The sequence below is a fragment of the Roseomonas acroporae genome (genome assembly GCF_023223525.1).
In the GTDB taxonomy this organism is placed as follows: Bacteria; Pseudomonadota; Alphaproteobacteria; order Acetobacterales; family Acetobacteraceae; genus Roseomonas_E; species Roseomonas_E acroporae.
In genome coordinates, this window is record NZ_JALPRX010000014.1 from 75,406 (window position 1) to 95,017 (window position 19,612).

Genomic DNA, 19,612 nt, shown 5'->3' on the forward strand with positions numbered 1-19,612 from the left:
CGGCGGATCGGCGGCTCCGGTGCGGGGGTTATGCTTTCGGCCGGGCGATTCCAGTTGGTTGTGGCTTGTTGTCGAGAGAATGGATCAGGGCGGCGAAACGGCTCCGATGCCGGGGCCATGGCTGCCCCCGGGCTTCCAGCCGCAGGCGAGGAAGGCGGGGCGGAAGGCCTCCGGCACCGGCGCGACGGCATGGCGGGGCGGGTTCAGCGGCAGGGCAATGGCCTGCGACATCAGGTGCATGGGCTGCGTTGCCGAGACGCCGCCGTAGCGCGCATCGCCCAGGATGGGACAGCCCAGGGCGGCGCAGTGGACGCGGAGCTGGTGCGTCCGGCCGGTGTGGGGACGCAGTTCGAGCCAGGCGAGGCCCTCGCCCCGCCCGAGCACCCGCCATGTCGTGCGGGCGGGCTGGCCGTCCGGATGGGCCTCCATGCGCCAGCCGGTGGCGCGGGTGGAAACCTTGCGCAGCGGCAGGTCGATCTCGCCGCGGTCGGCACGAGGCTCGCCGGAGACGATGGCCCAGTAGGTCTTGCGGGCGCGGCCGGCGGCGAACAGGGCGCCCAGCTCGGCCAGGGCGGGCCTGGTGCGGCCGAGGACGAGGCAGCCGGCGGTGTCGGTGTCCAGCCGGTGGGCGGGCTGCGGCGGGCGGCGCTTGCCGAGGGCGAGCGCGGGCAGCCAGTCCTCCAGGCTCGGCCCGCCGGAGGGGCCCCGGTGCACGGGCAGGCCGGCGGGCTTGTCCAGGATCAGCACCGTGTCGTCGAGCAGCAGGATGCGCGCGGCGAGGCCCGGCGGCGGCTGCGCGGGCAGGCGCGCGGGGCGTGGCGGCGAGGCCGGCGAAGGGTGGCGGGTCCGGAGCCGGCCGGGCGGGGAACGGGGCTGGCGTGCCGGCATCCTGTTCCGAAAATCCTTTTCTATCAGTTTGCTGTTTGGTGATTCTGATACGGGAACGAAGGTGGCGCGGGCGGTCGGGCAAGGATCCGCCGCCGCGCCGCGAGGCTCAGAGCAGCCCCTTGATGCGCAGCAGGCCCAGGGCGGCGATGGTCGAGGTGTCGGCGATCACGCCGTCCCGGATCATCGCCTCGACCTCCTCCAGCGCGAAGTCGCGGGTGACGAGGTCCTGCTCCTCCGGGTCGAGCGCGTTGGCGCCGCGCGTCAGGCCGGTGGCGCGGTAGATGTGGCTGCACTGGGTGCACATGCCGGCGGCCAGGAACAGCCTGCCGGCATAGGCCAGCTCGGCCGCCTCCAGCCCCGTCTCCTCGCGCAGCTCGGCGCGGGCCAGGGTGACGTGGTCGGTGCCGGGGCGGGTTTCCCACATGCCCTGCGGCAGCTCCCAGCAGCGCCGGCGCACCGGGTAGCGGTACTGCTCGACGAGGTGCAGGCGGCCATCCTGGATGGCGGCGACGATCACGAAATCCGTCTTCTCGATCACGCCGTAGATGCCGGCGCTGCCGTCGCGACGGCGGACCGAATCCTCGCGCACCCGCATCCAGCGGTTCTCGTAGACGATGCGCGAGCCCGTGGTCGTGATGTCGGCGCCCTGGTCCGTGTCCGTCATGCCTGCCTGCCAGCCGGTTGCGGCGCCGAGAGTGCGCCGCACAACCGCGCCATGCCAAGGGACACGCCATGCCAGGGGATGCCGGCCGGTGGCGCCTGCCATGGACGGCGGAGCGCCATCCGGGCGGCGGGCGCCCGCCGGCACGGGCAGGTCGGGCGCCGCGCGGTCCGGCCGGGGGGAGCGTGCCGGCGCGGCCGAGCGGTGCGGCCAGGCCGGGGATCAGCGCGTCAGGTTGAAGCGCGCGGGCACCGTGAAGGTGAAGGTGTCCGGCAGCTCGGGCGGCAGCGGCGGCAGCGAGGCGTTGCGCACCATCGCCTCGGCGGCGGCGTCGATGTCCTCGTCGCCCGAGCTGCGCAGCAGCCGGACGGCGACCACCGAGCCGTCGCGCCGCATGGTGAACTGCACCAGCGCCGTGTGGCTCTGCCCCGGCGAGTAGCGCGAACGCGCCACGTGCGGGTAGCGCTGCGCCCGGTGCAGCGCCGCCACGATCAGCCCGTTGTAGTTGGGCGAGGCCGCGGTCGCGCGCGGCGGTCCCGGCGCCGGGGCCGTGGGGCCGGGCGTCGCGGCGGCCGCCGGCATGGCGGGGATCGCCGGCGCCTCGACCGGTCCGGCCGGCTGGGCCGGGCGCGGCGCCGGGCGCGGCGGCGGCGGCCGGCGCACGGGCTGCGGCGGGACCGGACGCGGCGGCGGTGGCGGCGGGGGGGGCGGCAGCGGCATCTCCGCCACTTCCTCGGGTGGCGTCGGCGGCGTCGGCTCGGGCGGCATCACCACGGGCTCGGGCGGCGGCGGCTCGGGCGGGGGAGGCTCCGGCGGCGGCGGCTCGGGGGGCGGTGGCGGCGGTTCCGGCGGGGGCGGCTCGGGCGGCGGGGGTTCCGGCGGCGGCGGCTCGGCCGGCGCGGCCTGGGCCTGCTGCTCGGGCATGGGCTGGGCGTTCTCGGGCGGCGGCTCCTCCCGCGGCTCCGCCTCCTGGCCGGCCGGCAGCTCGACCACGATCGGCACCGGCTCGGGCTCGGGCGGGGCGGCCAGCAGGAAGGGGGTGAGCAGGCCGACATGCAGGACGGCCGAGCCGGCCCAGGCCGCGGCCTTGCCAAAGCGGTTCATGGCGATCTCAGGGGGTGGGGGCGGCGCGGGCCTCGGCCTCGGCCACCAGCGAGACGCGGGAGATGCCGGCCTGGGTGACGCGGCCCATCAGCTTCATGATGTCGCCATAGGGCACGGTGCGGTCGCCGCGGACATGCACCGGCGCGTCCGGCTTCTCCTTGTGCAGGTCGGTGAGGCGCTGGACCAGCGCGTCCTCCGCCACCTCGTCCTCGCCCAGGAACAGCTTGCCGTCCCTGTTGATGCTGAGGACGATCGGCGGCTCGGGCTGGGTGGTGCGCTGGGCGGCGGTGCGGGGAAGCTGCACCGGCACGCCCACCGTCATCATCGGCGCCGCCACCATGAACACGATCAGCAGCACGAGCATGACGTCGACGAGCGGCGTCACGTTCATGTCGGCGATCGGGCCGGCGGACAGGCCCTCGTCCTCCTCGCCGTGGCCGGTGGAGATGTTCATCGAGCCGAAGGCCATGGCCGGCTACTCCGCGGCCGCGGCGGTGGCGACGTCGCGGCGGTCCTCGGAGCGGGCGGCGTCGCGCGGGGCGCGGCGGGCCATCCGGCCGGAGATCTCGCCGATCATGGCGATGCTCTCGGTGCGGATGCGGCCGAGCGAGATGGACAGGCGGTTGTAGGCGATCACCGAGGGGATGGCGGCGACCAGGCCGATCGCGGTGGCGAACAGCGCCTCGGCGATGCCGGGGGCGACCACGGCGAGGCTGGTGTCGCCGCTGGCGGCGATGCCGAAGAAGCTGTTCATGATGCCCCAGACCGTGCCGAACAGGCCGACGAAGGGGGCGACGGCGCCGGTGGTGGCGAGCAGCGGCAGGCCGGGCTCGACGCGGCGGTACTCGGCGGCGAGGACGGAGCGCATGGCGCGCTCGATGCGGGTGCGGAACTCGTTGCGGCCCTCGCCCGGGTCGCGCCCCTCGCGCCAGTCGCGCAGGCCGGCGCGCAGCACGTCGGCGGCGAGACCCGGCTCCTTGCGTTCCGAGACGTCCCCCGAGGCGGCGACGCTGGCCAGGATGCGCGCCTGGCGGCGCAGGCGGATGGCCGCCACCGTCTTCTCGATGATGATGGCCCAGCAGGCGACCGAGGCCAGCACCAGCAGGACCATCACGCCCTTGACCACCATGTCGGCGTGCAGAAAGAGGCTGACCAGGGACAGGTCGGGCGCGGCGGGGGCAGGGGTGGGGTTCATCGCTCTATGTCACTCGGTCCTGTCCGCACCTAACGCTGCGGCGCAGCAACCGCAACTGCAAATCCTTCGCAGAAGGCTGGAATGCGTCGCATTCATGCGGCACGGCCGCGTGAGCCGCGGCCCGGATGGCCGAGGCGGATGCGACGGCATGCTTCTGCCCGGGCAGGGCGTGCCGCCGCGCCCGGGTGACGCGGGCCGGCCCGCCGCCGGGCGCCGCGCCGTCCCGGCGGCGGGCGGCCCCGTGGCGAAACGCCGTGGCGAAACGCCATCCGGGCGACCCGGGGCCGCCGCTCGTCGCGGGGCCTTGCCCGGAGCGGCTTCGCGCCTTCGGGCCTGTCCGCCCTCCGGCGATCCGCCCTATTCCGCCGGCAGCGCGCCGCGCGCCGCGCGGCGGCGGCGCGTCCGCGTGCTCAGCCGGTCGAAGGCGAGGTAGACGACCGGCGTCGTGTAGAGCGTGAGCAGCTGCGACAGGGCGAGGCCGCCGATGATGGTGATGCCGAGCGGCCGGCGCAGCTCGCCGCCCGCGCCGTAGGCCAGGGCCAGCGGCACGGCGCCGAGCAGGGCGGCGAGGGTGGTCATCAGGATCGGGCGGAAGCGCTCGCGGCACGCCTCCAGGATCGCGACCGTGCCGCCGACGCCCTCGCTGCGCTCGTGCTCCAGCGCGAAGTCCACCAGCATGATGGCGTTCTTCTTGACGATGCCCATCAGCAGGATGACGCCGATCAGCGCGATGACGCTCAGCTCCGTGCCGGTGGCGAGCAGCGCCAGCAGCGCGCCGATGCCGGCCGTGGGCAGGGTGGAGATGATGGTCAGCGGGTGGATCAGGCTCTCGTAGAGCACGCCGAGCACGATGTAGATGGCGAGGAAGGCCGCCAGGATCAGCAGCGGCATGTTGCCCTGGAAGTTCTGGAAGGCGCGCGCGGAGCCGGCGAACTCGATGCGCACGGAGGGCGGCACGTGGATCTCGGCCGCCGCCTGGCGGATCAGCGGCTCGACGGTGCCGAGCGAGCCGCCGGCGGGCAGGTTGAAGGTGATGGTGGCGGCCGGGTACTGGCCCTGGTGGGTGACGGTGAGGGGGGCGAAGGTGCGCTCGATCCGCACCAGCGCCGAGAGCGGCACCTGCCCGCCGGTGCTGGCGGGGACGTAGATGCGGTCGAGCTGCGCCGGGTCCTGCTGCAGGCGGGGATCGACCTCCAGGATCACGCGGTACTGGTTGCGGGTGCGGTAGATGGTCGAGACCTGGCGCTGCGCGAAGGCGTTGTTCAGCGCCGCGTCCAGGCCGGTGACGCTGACGCCGAGGCGGCCGGCCAGCTCGCGGTCGATCACCACCTTCGCCACCAGGCCGGCGCGCTGCTGGTCGCTGTTGACGTCGGCCAGGGCAGGCACGGTGCGCAGCTTCTGCACCAGCCTCTCGGTCCAGTCCTGCAGCTCCTCGAGGTCGGGATCGAGCAGGACGAGCTGGTACTGCGCGTTGCCGGCCCGGCCGCCGATGTTGAGGTCCTGCATGGCGCGCAGGAAGGTCTGCGCGCCGGGCAGGTTGCCGAGCGGCCGGCGCAGCCGGTCGATCACCTGGGCCGAGGTGACGCCGCCGCGCTCGGCCGGGGGCTTGAGCGAGACGAAGATGCGCCCCTGGCTGCCCGCGTTGAAGCCGCCGCCGCTGCCGACCGAGGCGCCGACGCTGGCGACCGCCGGATCGGCCAGGATGATCTCCGAGACGCGCTGCTGGATCGCCAGCATGGTCTGGAAGGAGGTGTCGTTGGCGGCCACGGTGGTGCCGGCGATCAGCCCCGTGTCCTGCTCGGGGAAGAAGCCCTTCGGCACGATCACGTAGAGCCAGACCGTGAGCCCGACGAGGCCGAGCGTGAACAACAGCATCGAGCGGCGGAAGCGCAGGACCAGGGCGAGGCTGCGCATGTAGCCTTCCGTCATGCCGTCCATCAGCCGCTCGAAGCCGCGCGCGAGGCGGCCGGGCGGGCGGGGCGGCCGGGCGAGGTGGGCGGCCATCATCGGCGTCACGGTGAGGGAGACGACGCCCGAGAGGCCGACGGCGAAGGCCAGCGTGACCGAGAATTCGTGGAACAGCCGGCCGACGATGCCGCCCATGAAGAGCAGCGGGATGAACACCGCGATCAGCGAGACCGTCATCGACAGGACGGTGAAGCCGATCTGCCGCGCGCCCACCAGCGCCGCCTCCAGCGGGCCCATGCCGCGCTCGTTCAGGCGCGCCATGTTCTCGATCACCACGATGGCGTCGTCCACCACGAAGCCGACCGAGATGGTGAGCGCCATCAGCGAGAGGTTGTTGAGCGAGAAGCCGGCGAGCCACATCACGGCCAGCGTGCCGAGCAGCGAGAGCGGCACCGCGATGCCCGCGGCGGCGATGGCGGCGAAGCGGCGCAGGAACACCGCCACCACCATCACCACCAGCGCGACCGTGATCATCAGCGTGTGCTCCACCTCCGCGACGCTGGCGCGGATGGTCTCCGAGCGGTCGCGGATGGTGAACACCTCGATCCCGGCCGGCAGCCAGCGGGCGAGCTGCGGCAGCAGCGCCTGGATGCCGTTCACCACCTCGATCACGTTGGCGTCGGGCTGCTTGAAGATCATCAGGTTGACGGCCGGGCGGTCGTTGTACCAGCCGGCCTGGTTGCGGTCGCGCGTGCCGAGGGTGACGTGCGCGACGTTGGAGATCCGGATGATCGAGCCGTTGTCGGCGCGGATGACGATGCGGGCGAACTGCTCGGGCTGGTCGATGCGGTCGTTGACGACGACGTGCGCGGTCTGGTCGCGGCCCTCGACGGCGCCGACGGCCTGGGTGACGTTGGCGCCGGCGATCGCCTGCCGGATGGCCTCCAGCGAGACGTTGGCGGCGGTCGCCGCGGCGGGATCGACGGCGATGCGGATCGCCGGCTGCTCGGCGCCGCTCGCCGAGACCTGGGCGACGCCCTCCACCTGCGCGATGCGCGGGATGACGAGGCTGTCCACCGCGTCGTAGACCGCGCCCGGGGTGAGGGTGGCGGAGGTGACGGCCAGGATCAGCACCGGCGCGTCGGCCGGGTTGGCCTTGAAGAAGGTGGGCGGCGAGGGCAGGCCGGAGGGCAGGTCCGCCTGCGCCGCGTTGATCGCCGCCTGCACATCGCGCGCGGCGCTGTCGATGTTGCGCGACAGGTCGAACTGCACGACGATGTTGGTGCTGCCGAGGGAGGAGGTGGAGGTCATCTCCGTCACCCCGGCGATCTCGCCGAGCCGCCGCTCCAGCGGCGCCGCCACGGAGGAGGCCATGGTGGCCGGGTCCGCGCCGGGCTGCGAGGCGCGCACCATGATGGTGGGGAAGTCCACGCGCGGCAGCGGCGCCACCGGCAGGTCGATCAGCGCCACCAGCCCGGCCAGGGCGAGGCCCAGGGCCAGCAGCGCGGTGCCGATCGGGCGGCGGATGAAGGGATCGGAGATCGAGCGCATCGGCGCCTACTCCGCCGGGGCGCCGGGCGTGGCCCGGGGAGCGGCGGACGGGGCGGCGGGCGGCGACGCGCGGCGCGGGCGCAGCAGGCGCAGGATGCCGAGGCGCACCTTCTCCATGAAGAGGTAGACGACCGGGGTGGTGTAGAGGGTGATCACCTGGCTCAGCAGCAGGCCGCCGATCACCGAGACGCCGAGCGGCAGGCGCAGCTCCGAGCCGGTGCCGGTCTCCAGCACCAGCGGCAGCGCGCCGAGCAGCGCGGCGAGGGTGGTCATCATGATCGGGCGGAAGCGCAGCAGGCTCGCCTCGTAGATCGCGGCCTCGGGCGGCAGGTCGCGGTCGCGCTGCGCCTCCAGCGCGAAGTCGATCATCATGATCGCGTTCTTCTTCACGATGCCCATCAGCAGCACGATGCCGATCAGCCCGACCACCGAGAGGTCGAGCCCGAAGGCGCCGAGCGCGAGCAGCGCGCCGATGCCGGCCGAGGGCAGGGTGGAGAGGATGGTCACCGGATGGACCAGGCTCTCGTAGAGGACGCCGAGCACGATGTAGATCACCACCACGGCGGCGAGGATCAGCCAGGGCTCGCCGGCCAGCGAGCGGGAGAACTCGGCGGCGTCGCCCGAGAAGCTGCCCTGCATCGTCTCCGGCAGGCCCATCTCGCGCTCGGCCGCCGTGACGGCGGCGACCGCCTCGCTCAGCGAGACGCCGGGGGCAAGGTCGAAGCCGAAGGTGACGGCGGCGAACTGGTCCTGCCGCGTCACCGTCAGCGGGCCGGTGCCGCGCCCGATGCGCGCGATGCCGGCGAGCGGCACCTGGGTGCCGTCGGCGCCGGGGACGCGCAGCAGGCCGACCATGGACGGGTCGTCGCGCAGCGCCGGCGTCGCCTCCAGCACCACGCGGTACTGGTTGTTCTGCGCGTAGATGGTGGAGATCTGCCGCTGGCCGAAGGCGTCGTACAGCACGTCGTCCACGGACTGCATGGTGACGCCGAGCCGCGCCGCCTGGTCGCGGTCGACGTCCACCGTGACGCGCAGCCCGCCGTCGCGCTGGTCGCTGGAGACGTTGCGCAGCTCCGGCAGGGCGGCGAAGCGGGCGAGCAGGCGGGGCGCCCACTCGGAGAGCTCGGCGGCGGCGGAATCGATCAGCGTGTACTGGTACTGCGCGCGGCTGGCGCGGGTGCCGATCTGGATGTCCTGCACCGCCTGGAGGTAGGAGACGATGCCGGGCAGCGTCTCCAGCCTCGGCTGGAGGCGGTCGATCACCTGCTGCACCGTCTCGGCGCGGGAAGCGCGCGGGCGCAGCACCACGGTCAGGCTGCCGCTGTTCTGGGCGTTGTTGACGGTGCCGGCGCCGACGACCGAGGTGACGGCCTCGACCGCCGGATCGGCGCGGATGATCTCCGCCACCTCCCGCTGCAGGGCCGACATGCGGGCGAAGGAGACGTCCGGCGGCGCCTCGGTGGTGACGCGGATCAGGCCGGTGTCCTGGGAGGGCAGGAAGCCCTTCGGCATGGCGGCGTAGAGCCAGACCGTGGCGACGAGGGTCAGCAGCGCCAGCAGCAGCGTCAGCCCCTGCCAGCGCAGCACGACGCGCAGCGAGCCTGCGTAGGCGTCGCGCATCCGGTCGAACAGGCGCTCGGCGGCGCGGGAGACGGCGCCGGGGCGCATCTCGGCCTCCGGGCGCAGCAGCAGGGCGCACATCATCGGCGTCAGCGTCAGCGACACGACCATCGAGACGACCACGGCGATGGTGAGCGTCAGCGCGAATTCGCGGAACAGCCGGCCGACCACCCCTTCCATGAAGAGCAGCGGGATGAACACCGCGACCAGGGAGACGGTGAGCGAGACGATGGTGAAGCCGATCTGCCGCGCGCCCTCGAAGGCGGCGGCGAGCGGGTGCTCGCCCTCCTCGATCAGGCGCACGATGTTCTCGATCATGACGATGGCGTCGTCCACGACGAAGCCGGTCGCGATGGTCAGCGCCATCAGCGACAGGTTGTCGAGGGAGAAGCCGAACAGCGCCATGATGCCGAAGGTGCCGACGATGGAGAGCGGCAGCGCGACGCCGGGGATGATGGTGGCGCGGCCGGTGCGCAGGAAGACGTAGATCACCAGCACCACGAGCAGGATCGACAGCACCAGGGTGAACTGCACGTCGTGCACCGAGGCGCGGATGGTCTCGGTGCGGTCGGAGACCACGGCGAGCCGGGCGCCGGCGGGCAGGGCGCGCTCCAGCGTGGCGAGCTGGGCGCGCACCGCCTCCACCGTGTCCACGATGTTGGCGGCCGGCTGGCGCTGCACGTCGAGCAGCACGGCGGGGCTGCCGTTGTACCAGGCGGCGGAGAGGGTGTTCTCCAGCTCCTCCACCGCCGTGCCGACGTCGCGCAGGCGGACGGGGGCGTTGTTGCGCCAGGCGAGCACCACGTCGAGGAAGGCGGCGGGCGTCGAGATCTGGTCGTTGGCCATCACCGAGGAGGCCTGGCGCGGCCCCTGCAGCGAGCCCTTCGGCCCGTTCACGTTGGCCGCCGCGACGGCGGTGCGCACGTCCTCCAGGCTCAGCCCGTAGGCGGCGAGGCGCTGCGGGTCCGCCTGCAGGCGGATGGCCGGCTTCATGCGGCCCTGCACGGTGACGCGGCCGACGCCGCTCACCTGCGACAGGCGCTGCGCCAGCAGCGTGTCGGCCGCGTCCGAGAGGCGCCAGAGCGGCAGCGTGTCGGAGGTCAGCGCCAGGGTGATGATCGGCGGGTCGGCCGGGTTCACCTTGGCGTAGGTGGGCGGGTAGGGGAGGTTGGAGGGCAGCGTGCCGCGCGCGGCGTTGATGCCCTGCTGCACGTCCTGCGCGGCGACGTCGATCGGGCGGCTGAGGGCGAATTGCAGGGTGATCTGGCTGATCCCGGGGCCGCTGGTCGAGGTCATCTCGGTCAGGCCCTGGATCTGCGCGAATTGCCGCTCCAGCGAGGCGGTGACCAGCACGGCCACCGTCTCGGGGGAGGCGCCGGGGAGCTGGGTGGTGACCTGGATGGTGGGGAAGTCCACCTCGGGCAGCGCCGAGACGGGCAGCCGCAGGTAGCCGAACAGCCCGGTCAGCAGCATCGCGACCGCCAGCAGCGAGGTCGCGACCGGCCGGGCGATGAAGGGCGAGGAGATGCTCAACGCGCCGCTCCGGAGCCGGAGACGGTGCCGGGCGCCGTGGCGGTCGCCGCCGGGCCGGAAGGGGGTGCGGAGGAGGTGGTCGGCGTGGGGGCGGCGGGCACGCTGCCGCCGACGGGGCGGCCGCCGCCCGGCTGCCCTTCCGGACGCGGGCCGTTGCCGCGCGGGCGCCCGCCGGCCGCGTCGTCGGCAGCCGGGCCGGCGGCGGGGTCGCCGGCAGGGCCGGCGGCGCCGGGCGCGTCGTCGCGCGACGGGCGGCCCTCGCGTCGGGGTCGCTGCGGATCGCCCGCGGCATCGCCCGGGGCGCCGCCCTCGCGGCCGGCGCGCGGGGCACGGCCCTGCCAGTTGCCCTGGTCGCCGCGCCCCTGGCCGGTGCTCCCCTGACCGCCACTCCCCGGGCCACCCCCTTGGCGCGGCCCGGCGCCCTGACCGGCTCCCTGGCCGGCTCCCTGGGAGCCGGCGCCGCCATCCGTGCCCTGCTGCCCGCCCGGCCCCTGCGGCTGGCCGACCCGCACCGTGGCGCCGGGCACGAGGCGCAGCGCGCCGGAGGTGACGACGCGCTCGCCGGCCTGCAGGCCCTGGCGCACCACCGCGTCGCTGGCCGTCAGCTCGCCGAGGGTCAGCGGCCGCTGCTCCACCTTGCTGTCGGCGCCCACCACGAAGGCGTAGGGGCCGTTGGGGCCGCGCTGCACCGCGACGAGCGGGATCACCAGCGCGTTGCGGATCGTGGCGACCTGCATGGTCACGGTCACGAAGGCGCCCGGCCAGAGACGCAGGTCCTCGTTGGCGAAGGTGGCCTTGAGCTTGATCGTGCCGGTGGTGGCATCGACCTGGTTGTCCACCGTCACCAGCGTGCCGCTGGCCACCGGGCCGCTGCCGTCCTGCGCCATGGCGTGCACCGGCACGGCGCCGTTGCCCGGCGCGGCGCCACCCTGGCCGCCGCCCGGCGGGCCGCCGGCCCGGCCGCTGCCCGCGCCGGCCGGCGTGGCCGCGGCCTGGACCGGCGTGCCCTGGCCTGCCGCGCCCTGGCCCCCAGCCCCCTGGCCTGCTGCCGGAACCGGGGCCGCCACTCCCGGCGCGCCGCCGGCGGTTCCCCCGGGCGTGCCGCCCTGGGCCCGTGCCATGGCGGCGGCGACGCGCGGCAGGTCCTGCTGCGGCAGGGTGAAGGTGACGCTGATCGGGCGGAGCTGCGTCAGCACCACGATGCCGGTGGTGTCGCCGGAGCGGACGATGTTGCCGATGTCGACGAGGCGCAGGCCGGTGCGGCCGTCGAAGGGGGCGCGGATGGTGGTGTAGTCGAGCTGGGTCTGCGCCGACTCGATCGCCGCCTGGTCCTGGCGCACCTGCGCCTCGTACATCGCGACCTGGGCGCGCTGCGTGTCCACCTGCTGCTGCGTGGCGCCCTGGGCGCGCACGAGCTGGGTGTAGCGCGCGAGGTCGAGCCGGGCATTGGCGAGCTGCGCCTCGTCATAGGCCTTCTTCGCCACCGCCTGGTCCAGCGCCGCTTGGTAGGTGCGCGGGTCGATGCGGGCCAGCACGTCGCCGCGGCGCACGTCCTGGCCCTCGCGGAAGGCGATCTCGAGGAGCTGCCCGTCTACCTGGCTGCGCACGGTGACGCTGTTGAAGGCCTGCACCGTGCCCAGCGCGTCGAGGGTGATCGGCACGTCGCGGCGCACCGCCTCGGCCACGGTGACGGGCGGCGGGGGGCCGCCGAAGCGGCCGCCCGGACCGCCGCCCGGGCCACCGCCGGGGCCACGCTGGCGGCCGGAGGCGGCCGTCTCCGTGGCGGCGTGATGCGTCCACCACCACCAGCCGCCGCCGGCGGCGCCGGCGAGCAGCAGGAGCAGCAGCAGCCAGCCGAAGCCGCGGCGCGGCCGGGAGTCGCCCGGCGCTTCCGCCTGGTCGTGCGCGGGGGGCGTGCCGCGGGATGCGGGCTCGATCCTGTCCGCCGGCGTCGGGTTCGGCCGCCCGCTGGAGGAGGGGGAGACCGGAGGGTTGGTGTCCATCGGGTTCAGCTCCATCCCCCGCCCAGGGCGCGGAACAGGCCGACCGCGGCCTGGAGCCGCAGCAGGCGGACCTGCGCCAGGGTGTTGCGTGCCGTATATAAGGACTGCTGCGCCGTCAGCAGGCTCACGAGGTCGATGGTGCCGGCGCGCAGCTGCGCCTCGGCGATGGCGAAGGCGCGCTCGGCCTGCCGCACCGCCTGGGCCTGCAGCTCCTCCTGCTCCGTGGTCCGGCGCAGCGCGACCAGCGCGTTCTCGCTGTCGGTGAGGGCGTTGACGATCGCGTAGCGGTAGCTGGCCAGGTACTGCTCGACCTGGGCGCGGGCGAGGTCCACCTGGGCGCGCAGCTTGCCGCCGTCGATCAGCGGCTGGGTCAGGGCGGCGGCCAGGGTGAAGAGCTGCGATTCCGGCCGCAGCAGCGTGCCCAGCAGCAGGCTCTGCACGCCGCCCGTGGCGGTGAGCTGCACCGAGGGCAGCATCTGCGCCCGGGCGTTGGCCACGCTGGCCTGGGCGGAGGCGAGCTGCGCCTCGGCCTGCCAGACATCCGGGCGGCGCACGATCAGCTCGGCGGGCAGGCCGGCATTGACCGGCGGCACCACGATGCGCTCGAAGCCGCCGCCCCGGACGGTGAGCGATTCGGGCGTGCGGCCGATCAGCGTGGCCAGCGTGTTGCCGTCCTGCTCCACGGTCTGGCGCAGCGGCGGCACGTTGGCGCGCAGCTGCGCCACGGTGGTCTCCTGCTGCGCGAGGTCGAGCCCCGTGGCGGTGCCGACCGAGACGCGCAGGCGGATCACCTCCAGGATGCGGGTCGCGTCGCGCAGGTTGCTCTCCGCGATGGCGAGGCGGGCCTGGGCCGCGATCAGCTCGAAGTAGGTGTTGGCCACCGTGGCCTGGGTGGTCAGCATCACCGCGCCGACGTTGAACTGGTTGGCGGCGCGGGTGCGCTCGGCGGCGGCCAGGGCGGCGGTGTTCTTGCCCCAGAAGTCGATCTCGTAGCTGGCGGCGAGGCTGGCGCGGAAGATGGAGCTCTGCCGGTTGCCACCGCCGCCGCCGCTGATGACCGTGCTGGTCGTCGTGCCGGTGGTGGTGCCGACGCCGCCGACGCCGGTGGTGGTGCCGGCGCCGGTGGTGCTGGTGGAGGAGCCGCCGCTGGAGGCGCTCTGCGAGCGGGTGGCGCTGCCGGTGAGGTTGACCGTGGGCAGCAGCGCGGCGCCGGTGATCCGGGCCTGGGCATCCGCCTGGCGCACCTGGGCGATGGCGACGGCGATGTCGAAATTGTTGCCGGCGGCGGCCTCCATCAGCCCGTCCAGCTCGGGCGAGCCGAAGCCGCGCCACCAGTCGCGCGTCGGCCAGCGCGCCGGGCCGACATCGGCGTAGGTGAGCCGGTCGGGCAGGGGAATGCCGGCGGAGGGGGCATCGGCGAGCATGCTGCAACCGCCGGCGAGGGCCGCGAAGGCGATCGCCAGCAGCGGCGCGGGCCGGGAGGGCCGGGCCGGCCGGCGTGCCGAGGGCCGGGCCCGTGGTCGGGCCGACGGTCCGGCCGCTGCCGATTCGCCCAGGGCGTGGGGCGCGGCCGGTCCGGGAGGGGTGATGGGTACGGGGATCGTCATGCTTCCTGCGAGGGGTGGGCGCCCGGGCGCGTCGCCGCCCGGCGGGACCGGTCGGCGGGTGTGGTGCCTGCATCCCCTGGGAACCGCTTTGCCGGTTTCGTGCAACAGCAATGTTTCCGTGATGTTGCTGGTGCGCACGGGTCTGGCAGGAAGCGCAACAAAGCCGGGCGAGCGTCGTTGTGGCGGCGCGGCGGGCGCCGCCTCCCGCATCCTGGCCGGCGGGGCGGGACGGTCCGGCGGGGGTCGATCCGACGCGGCGGTGGCCGGGCCTTCGGCCGCGGGCGGTCCGGCATCGGGGCGTCGCCGCGGCAGGCTTCCGCCGGGCCGTCGCCCTGACGCATCCTCCGGACCGGCCGGAGACCATGCCGGACATGGCCGCCCTCCGGGCCGGCCAAGGGGGGCGCGCCATGCGGGGGCGCCCCCGAACGGGTCCAGGGAGGCGAGCTTGCCCTACGCGCCCGGCGCCGCCGCGCCGAACACCACAGCGCCGAACGCCGTGGCATCCAGCACCGTCGCCCCGGGCGCGCCCGGCATCGCGCCGCGCTGGACCTCCAGCGACAAGGACGGGGTCGGCGTCGCCCTGTCGCCGCTGAGCCGGGTCTGGTTCACGCTCAGCCACGGCATCCTGAACGAGATCTACCACCCGCGCGTCGACCAGGCCTGCACGCGCGACTGCGGCCTGCTGGTGGCCGCCCCCGGCTTCTTCTCCGAGGAGAAGCGAGACGCGACGCACGCGCTGGCGCGGCTGGCCGACGGCGTGCCGGCCTTCCGCCTGACCAACCGCTGCCACGAGGGGCGCTACGAGATCGTCAAGGAGATCGTCTCCGACCCGCGCCGCGACGTGGTGCTGCAGCGGGTGCGCTTCACGCCGCTGGCGGGCGAGCGGTCGGATTACGGCGTCTACGTGCTGCTGGCGCCGCACCTCGTCAACGCGGGTTCCCGCAACACGGCGTGGCTGACCCACTTCAAGGGCGAGCCGATGCTGTTCGCCGAGGGGGCCGGCACCGCGCTGGCGCTCGCCGCCTCGCGCCCCTGGCGGGCGCGCTCGGTCGGCTTCGTGGGGGCGAGCGACGGCTGGCAGGACGTGTCGCGCCACCACCGCATGGCATGGTGCCACGACCGCGCCGAGGACGGCAACGTCGCGCTGACCGCCCAGCTCGACCTCGCCGGCGAGGGGGCGACGGACGAGCCGCTGGTGATCGCCATCGGCTTCGGCCGCACCTGGTCGGAGGCGGCGTTCCGCGCCCGGGCCAGCCTGCAGGGCGGGTTCGACGCGGCGCTGGCGGGCTACGCGGCGGGCTGGCACGGCTGGCAGGCGGGGCTGCGGCCGCTGGACCGCTGGCGCGCCTCGCTCGACCGGGCACCGGGCAGCGAACGGCACAACACCTACCGCATCAGCACCTCGGTGCTGCGGGCGCACGACTCGCCGGCCTTCCCGGGCGGCTTCATCGCCTCGCTGTCGATCCCCTGGGGGGCGAGCAAGGGCGACGACGACCTGGGCGGCTACCACCTCGTCTGGCCGCGCGACCTGGTGCAGACGGCCGGCGCGCTGCTGGCGGCGGGGGCGCCGGCGGATGCGCGGCGGGTGCTCGACTGGCTGGCGGCGGCGCAGGAGTCGGACGGGCACTGGCCGCAGAATTCCTGGCTGGACGGCACGCCCTACTGGCACGGCATCCAGCTCGACGAGAGCGCCTTCCCGGTGCTGCTGGTCGATCTCGCCCGGCGCGAGGGGGCGCTGGACGCGGCGGGGGCGCGGCACTTCTGGCCGATGGTGCGCCGGGCGGCCGAATTCATGCTGCGCAACGGGCCGGTGACCGCGCAGGACCGCTGGGAGGAGGATGCGGGGTATTCGCCCTACACCCTGGCGGTCGCGGTGGCGGCGCTGCTGGCGGCGGCCGACCTCGCCGAGGCGGTGGGCGAGGCGGACGCGGCCGCGCTGCTGCGCGACAGCGCCGATGGCTGGAACGACCGCATCGAGGAATGGTGCTGGGTCGAGGGCTCCGCCCCGGCGCGGCGCGCCGGGGTGCGGGGCCACTACGTGCGCATCGGGGCGGCGGACGAGCTGGACGCGCTTTCGCCGGTGGCGGGCGAGATCGTGCTGCGCAACCAGGAGGGCGGGGATGGCCGCCGGCTGGCCGCCGACGTGGTCAGCCCGGATGCGCTGGCGCTGGTCCGCTTCGGCCTGCGCGCCGCCGACGACCCGCGCATCCGCGACACGGTGGCGGTGATCGACAGGGAATTGCGCGCCGAGACGCCGGCCGGCCCCTGCTGGCGCCGCTACAACGGCGACGGCTACGGCGAGCACGCGGATGGGCGGCCCTTCGACGGCAGCGGCGTCGGGCGCCTCTGGCCGCTGCTGACCGGCGAGCGGGCCCATCACGCGCTGGCGGCCGGGCGGCGGGAGGAGGCGGAGGCGCTGCTGGCCACGCTGGAGGGGCTCGTCAGCGATGGCGGGCTGCTGCCGGAGCAGGTCTGGGACGGCCCGGCGCTGCCGGAGCGCGAATTGTTTCCCGGCCGCCCCGCCGGCTCCGCCATGCCGCTGGTCTGGGCGCATGCGGAGCACGTGAAGCTGCTGCGCTCGCTGGCGGAGGAGCGGGTGTTCGACATGCCGCCGCAGACGGTGGAGCGCTACCTGCGCCGCGGCGTGCGGCCCGGCTCCGTGACCTGGCGGCGCGACAGCCGCGCCGTGACCATGCCCGCCGGGCGGCGGCTGCGGCTGGAGCTGACCGAGCCGGCGCTGGTGCACTGGAGCCTGGATGGCTGGGCCAGCGCGACCGACAGCCGGACCGGGCCGCCGGTGCTCGGGGTGCACGTGCTGGAATTGCCGACCGAGGCGTTGGCGGCGGGCGGGCGGGTGCTGTTCACCTTCCTGCTGCTGAACGGGCAGGGGTGGATCGGGGTGGATCACGGGGTGCGGGTGGTGTGACGCCGCGGCGCCTCCCCCGGGGCCCGGCGTCTGGCCGCGGCGTCCGAATCGGCATACGCAGGCCCGGCTGCCGCGTTACGGCCGGCGGATGGAGAGAAGCATGCGGATAGGCATCATCGGGCTCGGGCGCATGGGCGGCAACATCGCGCGCCGGCTGATGCGGGCGGGCCATGAATGCGTGGCGCTGGACCGCAGCGCGGAGGCGGTGAAGGCGCTGGCGGCGGACGGCGCCGAGCCGGCGGCGGACGTGGCGGCGCTGCTCGCGAAGCTGCCGCAGCCGCAGGTGGTCTGGGTGATGCTGCCGTCGGGGGAGATCACCGAGGCGATGGTGGCCGAGCTGGCCGGCGCGATGCGGCCGGGCGGGGTGGTGATCGACGGCGGCAACAGCTTCTGGAAGGACGACGTGCGGCGCGGGCGGGAGCTGCGCGCGAAGGGGCTGCACTACGTCGATGTCGGCACCTCGGGCGGCGTCTGGGGGCTGGAGCGGGGCTACTGCATGATGATCGGCGGCGACGAGGAGACGGTGCGGATGCTCGACCCGATCCTCGCCGCCCTGGCGCCGGGTGCGGGCGAGGTGACGAGGACGCCGGGCCGGGAGGGCCGCGATCCGCGTGCCGAGCAGGGCTACATCCACGCCGGGCCGGTCGGCGCCGGGCACTTCGTGAAGATGGTGCACAACGGCATCGAGTACGGGATGATGCAGGCCTTCGCCGAGGGCTTCGAGATCATGCGGACGCGCGGTGACGGGGCGCTGCCGGAGGGGGAACGCTTCGACCTCGACCTGGCCGACATCGCCGAGGTGTGGCGGCGCGGCAGCGTGGTCTCCTCCTGGCTGCTGGACCTGACGGCGATCGCGCTGGCGGGGGACCCGAAGCTGGACGCCTATGGCGGCAACGTCGCGGATTCGGGCGAGGGGCGCTGGACGATCCAGGCGGCGATCGAGCAGGCGGTGCCGGCCAACGTGCTCTCGGCCGCGCTCTACGCGCGCTTCCGCTCGCGCCAGGAGCACCCGTTCGGGGAGAAGCTGCTCTCGGCGATGCGGTTCCAGTTCGGCGGGCACGTGGAGACGAAGCCGGGCTGACGGCGGCGCGCGGGGCCGGCGGGGCCGCCCGGCGCGGGAGGCGAATTCCGGAGGAGATGGGGATGCACGCGGCGCTGGAGGTGCTGGACGACGCCGATACGCTGGCGGAGCGGGCGGCGGGCTGGCTCGCCAACCTCGCGGCGGAGGCCGGGCCGCGCTTCGCCGTGGCGCTCTCCGGCGGCTCCACGCCGGAGCGGCTGTTCCGGCTGCTGGCCGGCCCGGTCTGGCGCGGCCGGATCCCCTGGGAGCGGGCGCACCTCTTCTGGGGCGACGAGCGCTGCGTGCCCTACGACCATCCGGACAGCAATTTCGGGATGGCGAAGCGGGCGCTGATCGACGCGGTGCCGGTGCCGGCGACGCAGGTGCATCCGATCCCGGTGGCGCCGGACGCGCCGGCGGCGGCCGCGGCCTACGAGGCGACCCTGCGCGGCTTCTACGGCGCGGAGCGCCTCTCGCCGGACCGGCCGCTGTTCGACGCGGTGCTGCTGGGGCTGGGCGAGGACGGGCACACCGCCTCGCTGTTTCCCGGCCGGCCGGAGGTGGACGAGGCGATGGCCTGGGCGGTGCCGGTGCAGGGCGCCAAGCCGCAGGACCGGGTGTCGCTGACCCTGCCGGTGCTGGGCAGCGCGCGCGGTGTGGCCTTCCTGGTCAGCGGCGCGGCCAAGCGCGCGGCGCTGTCGGGCATCCGCAACGCCGATCCGGCGCTGCCGGCGGCACGGGTGCGGGCGCGCGGGCGGCTGGTGATCCTGGCCGACGAGGCGGCGGCGGGGTAGGGCGCGCCGGAGGGGCGACGGGGCGACGGGGCGGCGGGAACGGAGGTCGGGCGGCGCCATGCAGGAGGACTGGAAGCGCGCGGCGGCCGAGGCGGCGGCGGCGCTGGCCGAGGACGGCATGGTGGTGGGGCTGGGGACCGGCTCCACCGCCGCCTGGGCCATCGCCGCGCTGGGCGAGCGGGTGCGCCGGGGGCTGCGAATCCTCGGCATCCCGACCTCCGAGCGCAGCGCGGCGCAGGCGCGGACGCTCGGCATTCCGCTGACCGGCTTCGACCGGCATGCGCGGCTGGACCTGGCCATCGACGGCGCCGACGAGGTGGAGCCGGGCACGCTGGACCTGGTGAAGGGGCTGGGCGGCGCGCTGCTGCGGGAGAAGATCGTGGCGGCGGCCAGCGCGCGGCTGGTGATCGCCGTGGACGAGGGCAAGCTGGTGGCGCGGCTGGGCAGCCGGGCGCCGGTGCCGGTGGAGGTGGTGGATTTCGGTCGCGAGGCGACGGCGGCGCATCTGGCGGCGCTGGGGGCGGAGCCGGCGCTGCGGCGCGGCGAGGACGGGGTGGCGTTCCGCAGCGACGGCGGCAACCCGATCCTGGACTGTCGCTTCGGGCCGATCGGCGATGCCGGGGCGCTGGAGACGGCGTTGAACCGCATCCCCGGCGTGATCGAGAACGGCCTGTTCGTCGGGCGGGCCGCGGCGGTGGCGGTCGGCGGCGCCGGGGGCGTGCGCTGGCTGCGCCGGCAGGGGTGAGCGGATGCCGCCCGGCC

At 74.9% G+C, this 19,612-nt stretch carries 13 protein-coding genes; 4 read left to right on the top strand and 9 right to left on the bottom strand.

Features of this window, described 5'->3' with window-relative positions; translation table 11 throughout:
* Positions 1-84: 84 nt before the first annotated feature.
* The 9 genes from M0638_RS04210 to M0638_RS04250 all read right to left on the bottom strand — a co-directional run bounded on the left by M0638_RS04210 (position 85) and on the right by M0638_RS04250 (position 13,887).
* Entirely contained in the window at positions 85-888 is an 804-nt protein-coding gene (locus M0638_RS04210) for an RluA family pseudouridine synthase (RefSeq protein ID WP_248665707.1), read from the bottom strand.
* Positions 889-994: 106 nt separating this feature from the next.
* Complete coding sequence (locus tag M0638_RS04215) at positions 995-1,552, bottom strand: NUDIX domain-containing protein (protein ID WP_248665708.1); 558 nt, start codon at positions 1,550-1,552, stop codon at positions 995-997.
* A gap of 219 nt (positions 1,553-1,771) precedes the next feature.
* Positions 1,772-2,653, bottom strand: a complete 882-nt coding sequence (locus tag M0638_RS04220; protein WP_248665709.1) for a TonB family protein — start codon at positions 2,651-2,653, stop codon at positions 1,772-1,774.
* A 7-nt stretch (positions 2,654-2,660) separates the two neighbouring features.
* On the bottom strand, positions 2,661-3,122 hold the full coding sequence (gene tolR / locus M0638_RS04225; RefSeq protein ID WP_248665710.1) for a protein TolR: 462 nt from the start codon (positions 3,120-3,122) through the stop codon (positions 2,661-2,663).
* A 6-nt stretch (positions 3,123-3,128) separates the two neighbouring features.
* Entirely contained in the window at positions 3,129-3,848 is a 720-nt protein-coding gene (locus M0638_RS04230; protein WP_248665711.1) for a MotA/TolQ/ExbB proton channel family protein, read from the bottom strand.
* A 357-nt stretch (positions 3,849-4,205) separates the two neighbouring features.
* Positions 4,206-7,307, bottom strand: coding sequence for an efflux RND transporter permease subunit (locus M0638_RS04235; RefSeq protein WP_248665712.1), 3,102 nt, complete (start codon positions 7,305-7,307; stop codon positions 4,206-4,208).
* Between the two features lie 6 nt (positions 7,308-7,313).
* Complete coding sequence (locus M0638_RS04240; protein ID WP_248665713.1) at positions 7,314-10,460, bottom strand: efflux RND transporter permease subunit; 3,147 nt, start codon at positions 10,458-10,460, stop codon at positions 7,314-7,316.
* A complete protein-coding gene (locus tag M0638_RS04245; protein ID WP_248665714.1) occupies positions 10,457-12,463 on the bottom strand; it encodes an efflux RND transporter periplasmic adaptor subunit in 2,007 nt (668 codons plus the stop codon). Before M0638_RS04245 ends, M0638_RS04240 begins: the two co-directional genes overlap by 4 nt.
* Before the next feature lie 5 nt (positions 12,464-12,468).
* Positions 12,469-13,887 (bottom strand): efflux transporter outer membrane subunit, encoded by a 1,419-nt coding sequence (locus M0638_RS04250; RefSeq protein ID WP_248665715.1) that lies wholly within the window; start codon positions 13,885-13,887, stop codon positions 12,469-12,471.
* A gap of 628 nt (positions 13,888-14,515) precedes the next feature.
* Here M0638_RS04250 and M0638_RS04255 point away from each other — a divergent pair.
* The 4 genes from M0638_RS04255 to rpiA all read left to right on the top strand — a co-directional run bounded on the left by M0638_RS04255 (position 14,516) and on the right by rpiA (position 19,595).
* Complete coding sequence (locus M0638_RS04255) at positions 14,516-16,996, top strand: glucan 1,4-alpha-glucosidase (RefSeq protein ID WP_248665716.1); 2,481 nt, start codon at positions 14,516-14,518, stop codon at positions 16,994-16,996.
* Positions 16,997-17,096: 100 nt separating this feature from the next.
* Complete coding sequence (gene gnd / locus M0638_RS04260) at positions 17,097-18,077, top strand: phosphogluconate dehydrogenase (NAD(+)-dependent, decarboxylating) (RefSeq protein ID WP_248665717.1); 981 nt, start codon at positions 17,097-17,099, stop codon at positions 18,075-18,077.
* 62 nt (positions 18,078-18,139) lie between these two features.
* Entirely contained in the window at positions 18,140-18,850 is a 711-nt protein-coding gene (gene pgl, locus M0638_RS04265) for a 6-phosphogluconolactonase (protein WP_248665718.1), read from the top strand.
* 58 nt (positions 18,851-18,908) lie between these two features.
* A complete protein-coding gene (rpiA, locus tag M0638_RS04270) occupies positions 18,909-19,595 on the top strand; it encodes a ribose-5-phosphate isomerase RpiA (protein WP_248665719.1) in 687 nt (228 codons plus the stop codon).
* The last annotated feature ends 17 nt before the right edge of the window (positions 19,596-19,612 follow it).

Coding starts and splice junctions, on each gene's coding strand:
- M0638_RS04235 (WP_248665712.1), bottom strand. CDS start 7,307: ATGCGCTCGATCTCCGATCCCTTCATCCGCCGCCCGATCGGCACCGCG.
- M0638_RS04250 (WP_248665715.1), bottom strand. CDS start 13,887: ATGCTCGCCGATGCCCCCTCCGCCGGCATTCCCCTGCCCGACCGGCTC.
- M0638_RS04245 (WP_248665714.1), bottom strand. CDS start 12,463: ATGGACACCAACCCTCCGGTCTCCCCCTCCTCCAGCGGGCGGCCGAAC.
- gnd (WP_248665717.1), top strand. CDS start 17,097: ATGCGGATAGGCATCATCGGGCTCGGGCGCATGGGCGGCAACATCGCG.
- tolR (WP_248665710.1), bottom strand. CDS start 3,122: ATGGCCTTCGGCTCGATGAACATCTCCACCGGCCACGGCGAGGAGGAC.
- rpiA (WP_248665719.1), top strand. CDS start 18,909: ATGCAGGAGGACTGGAAGCGCGCGGCGGCCGAGGCGGCGGCGGCGCTG.
- M0638_RS04210 (WP_248665707.1), bottom strand. CDS start 888: ATGCCGGCACGCCAGCCCCGTTCCCCGCCCGGCCGGCTCCGGACCCGC.
- M0638_RS04220 (WP_248665709.1), bottom strand. CDS start 2,653: ATGAACCGCTTTGGCAAGGCCGCGGCCTGGGCCGGCTCGGCCGTCCTG.
- M0638_RS04215 (WP_248665708.1), bottom strand. CDS start 1,552: ATGACGGACACGGACCAGGGCGCCGACATCACGACCACGGGCTCGCGC.
- pgl (WP_248665718.1), top strand. CDS start 18,140: ATGCACGCGGCGCTGGAGGTGCTGGACGACGCCGATACGCTGGCGGAG.
- M0638_RS04230 (WP_248665711.1), bottom strand. CDS start 3,848: ATGAACCCCACCCCTGCCCCCGCCGCGCCCGACCTGTCCCTGGTCAGC.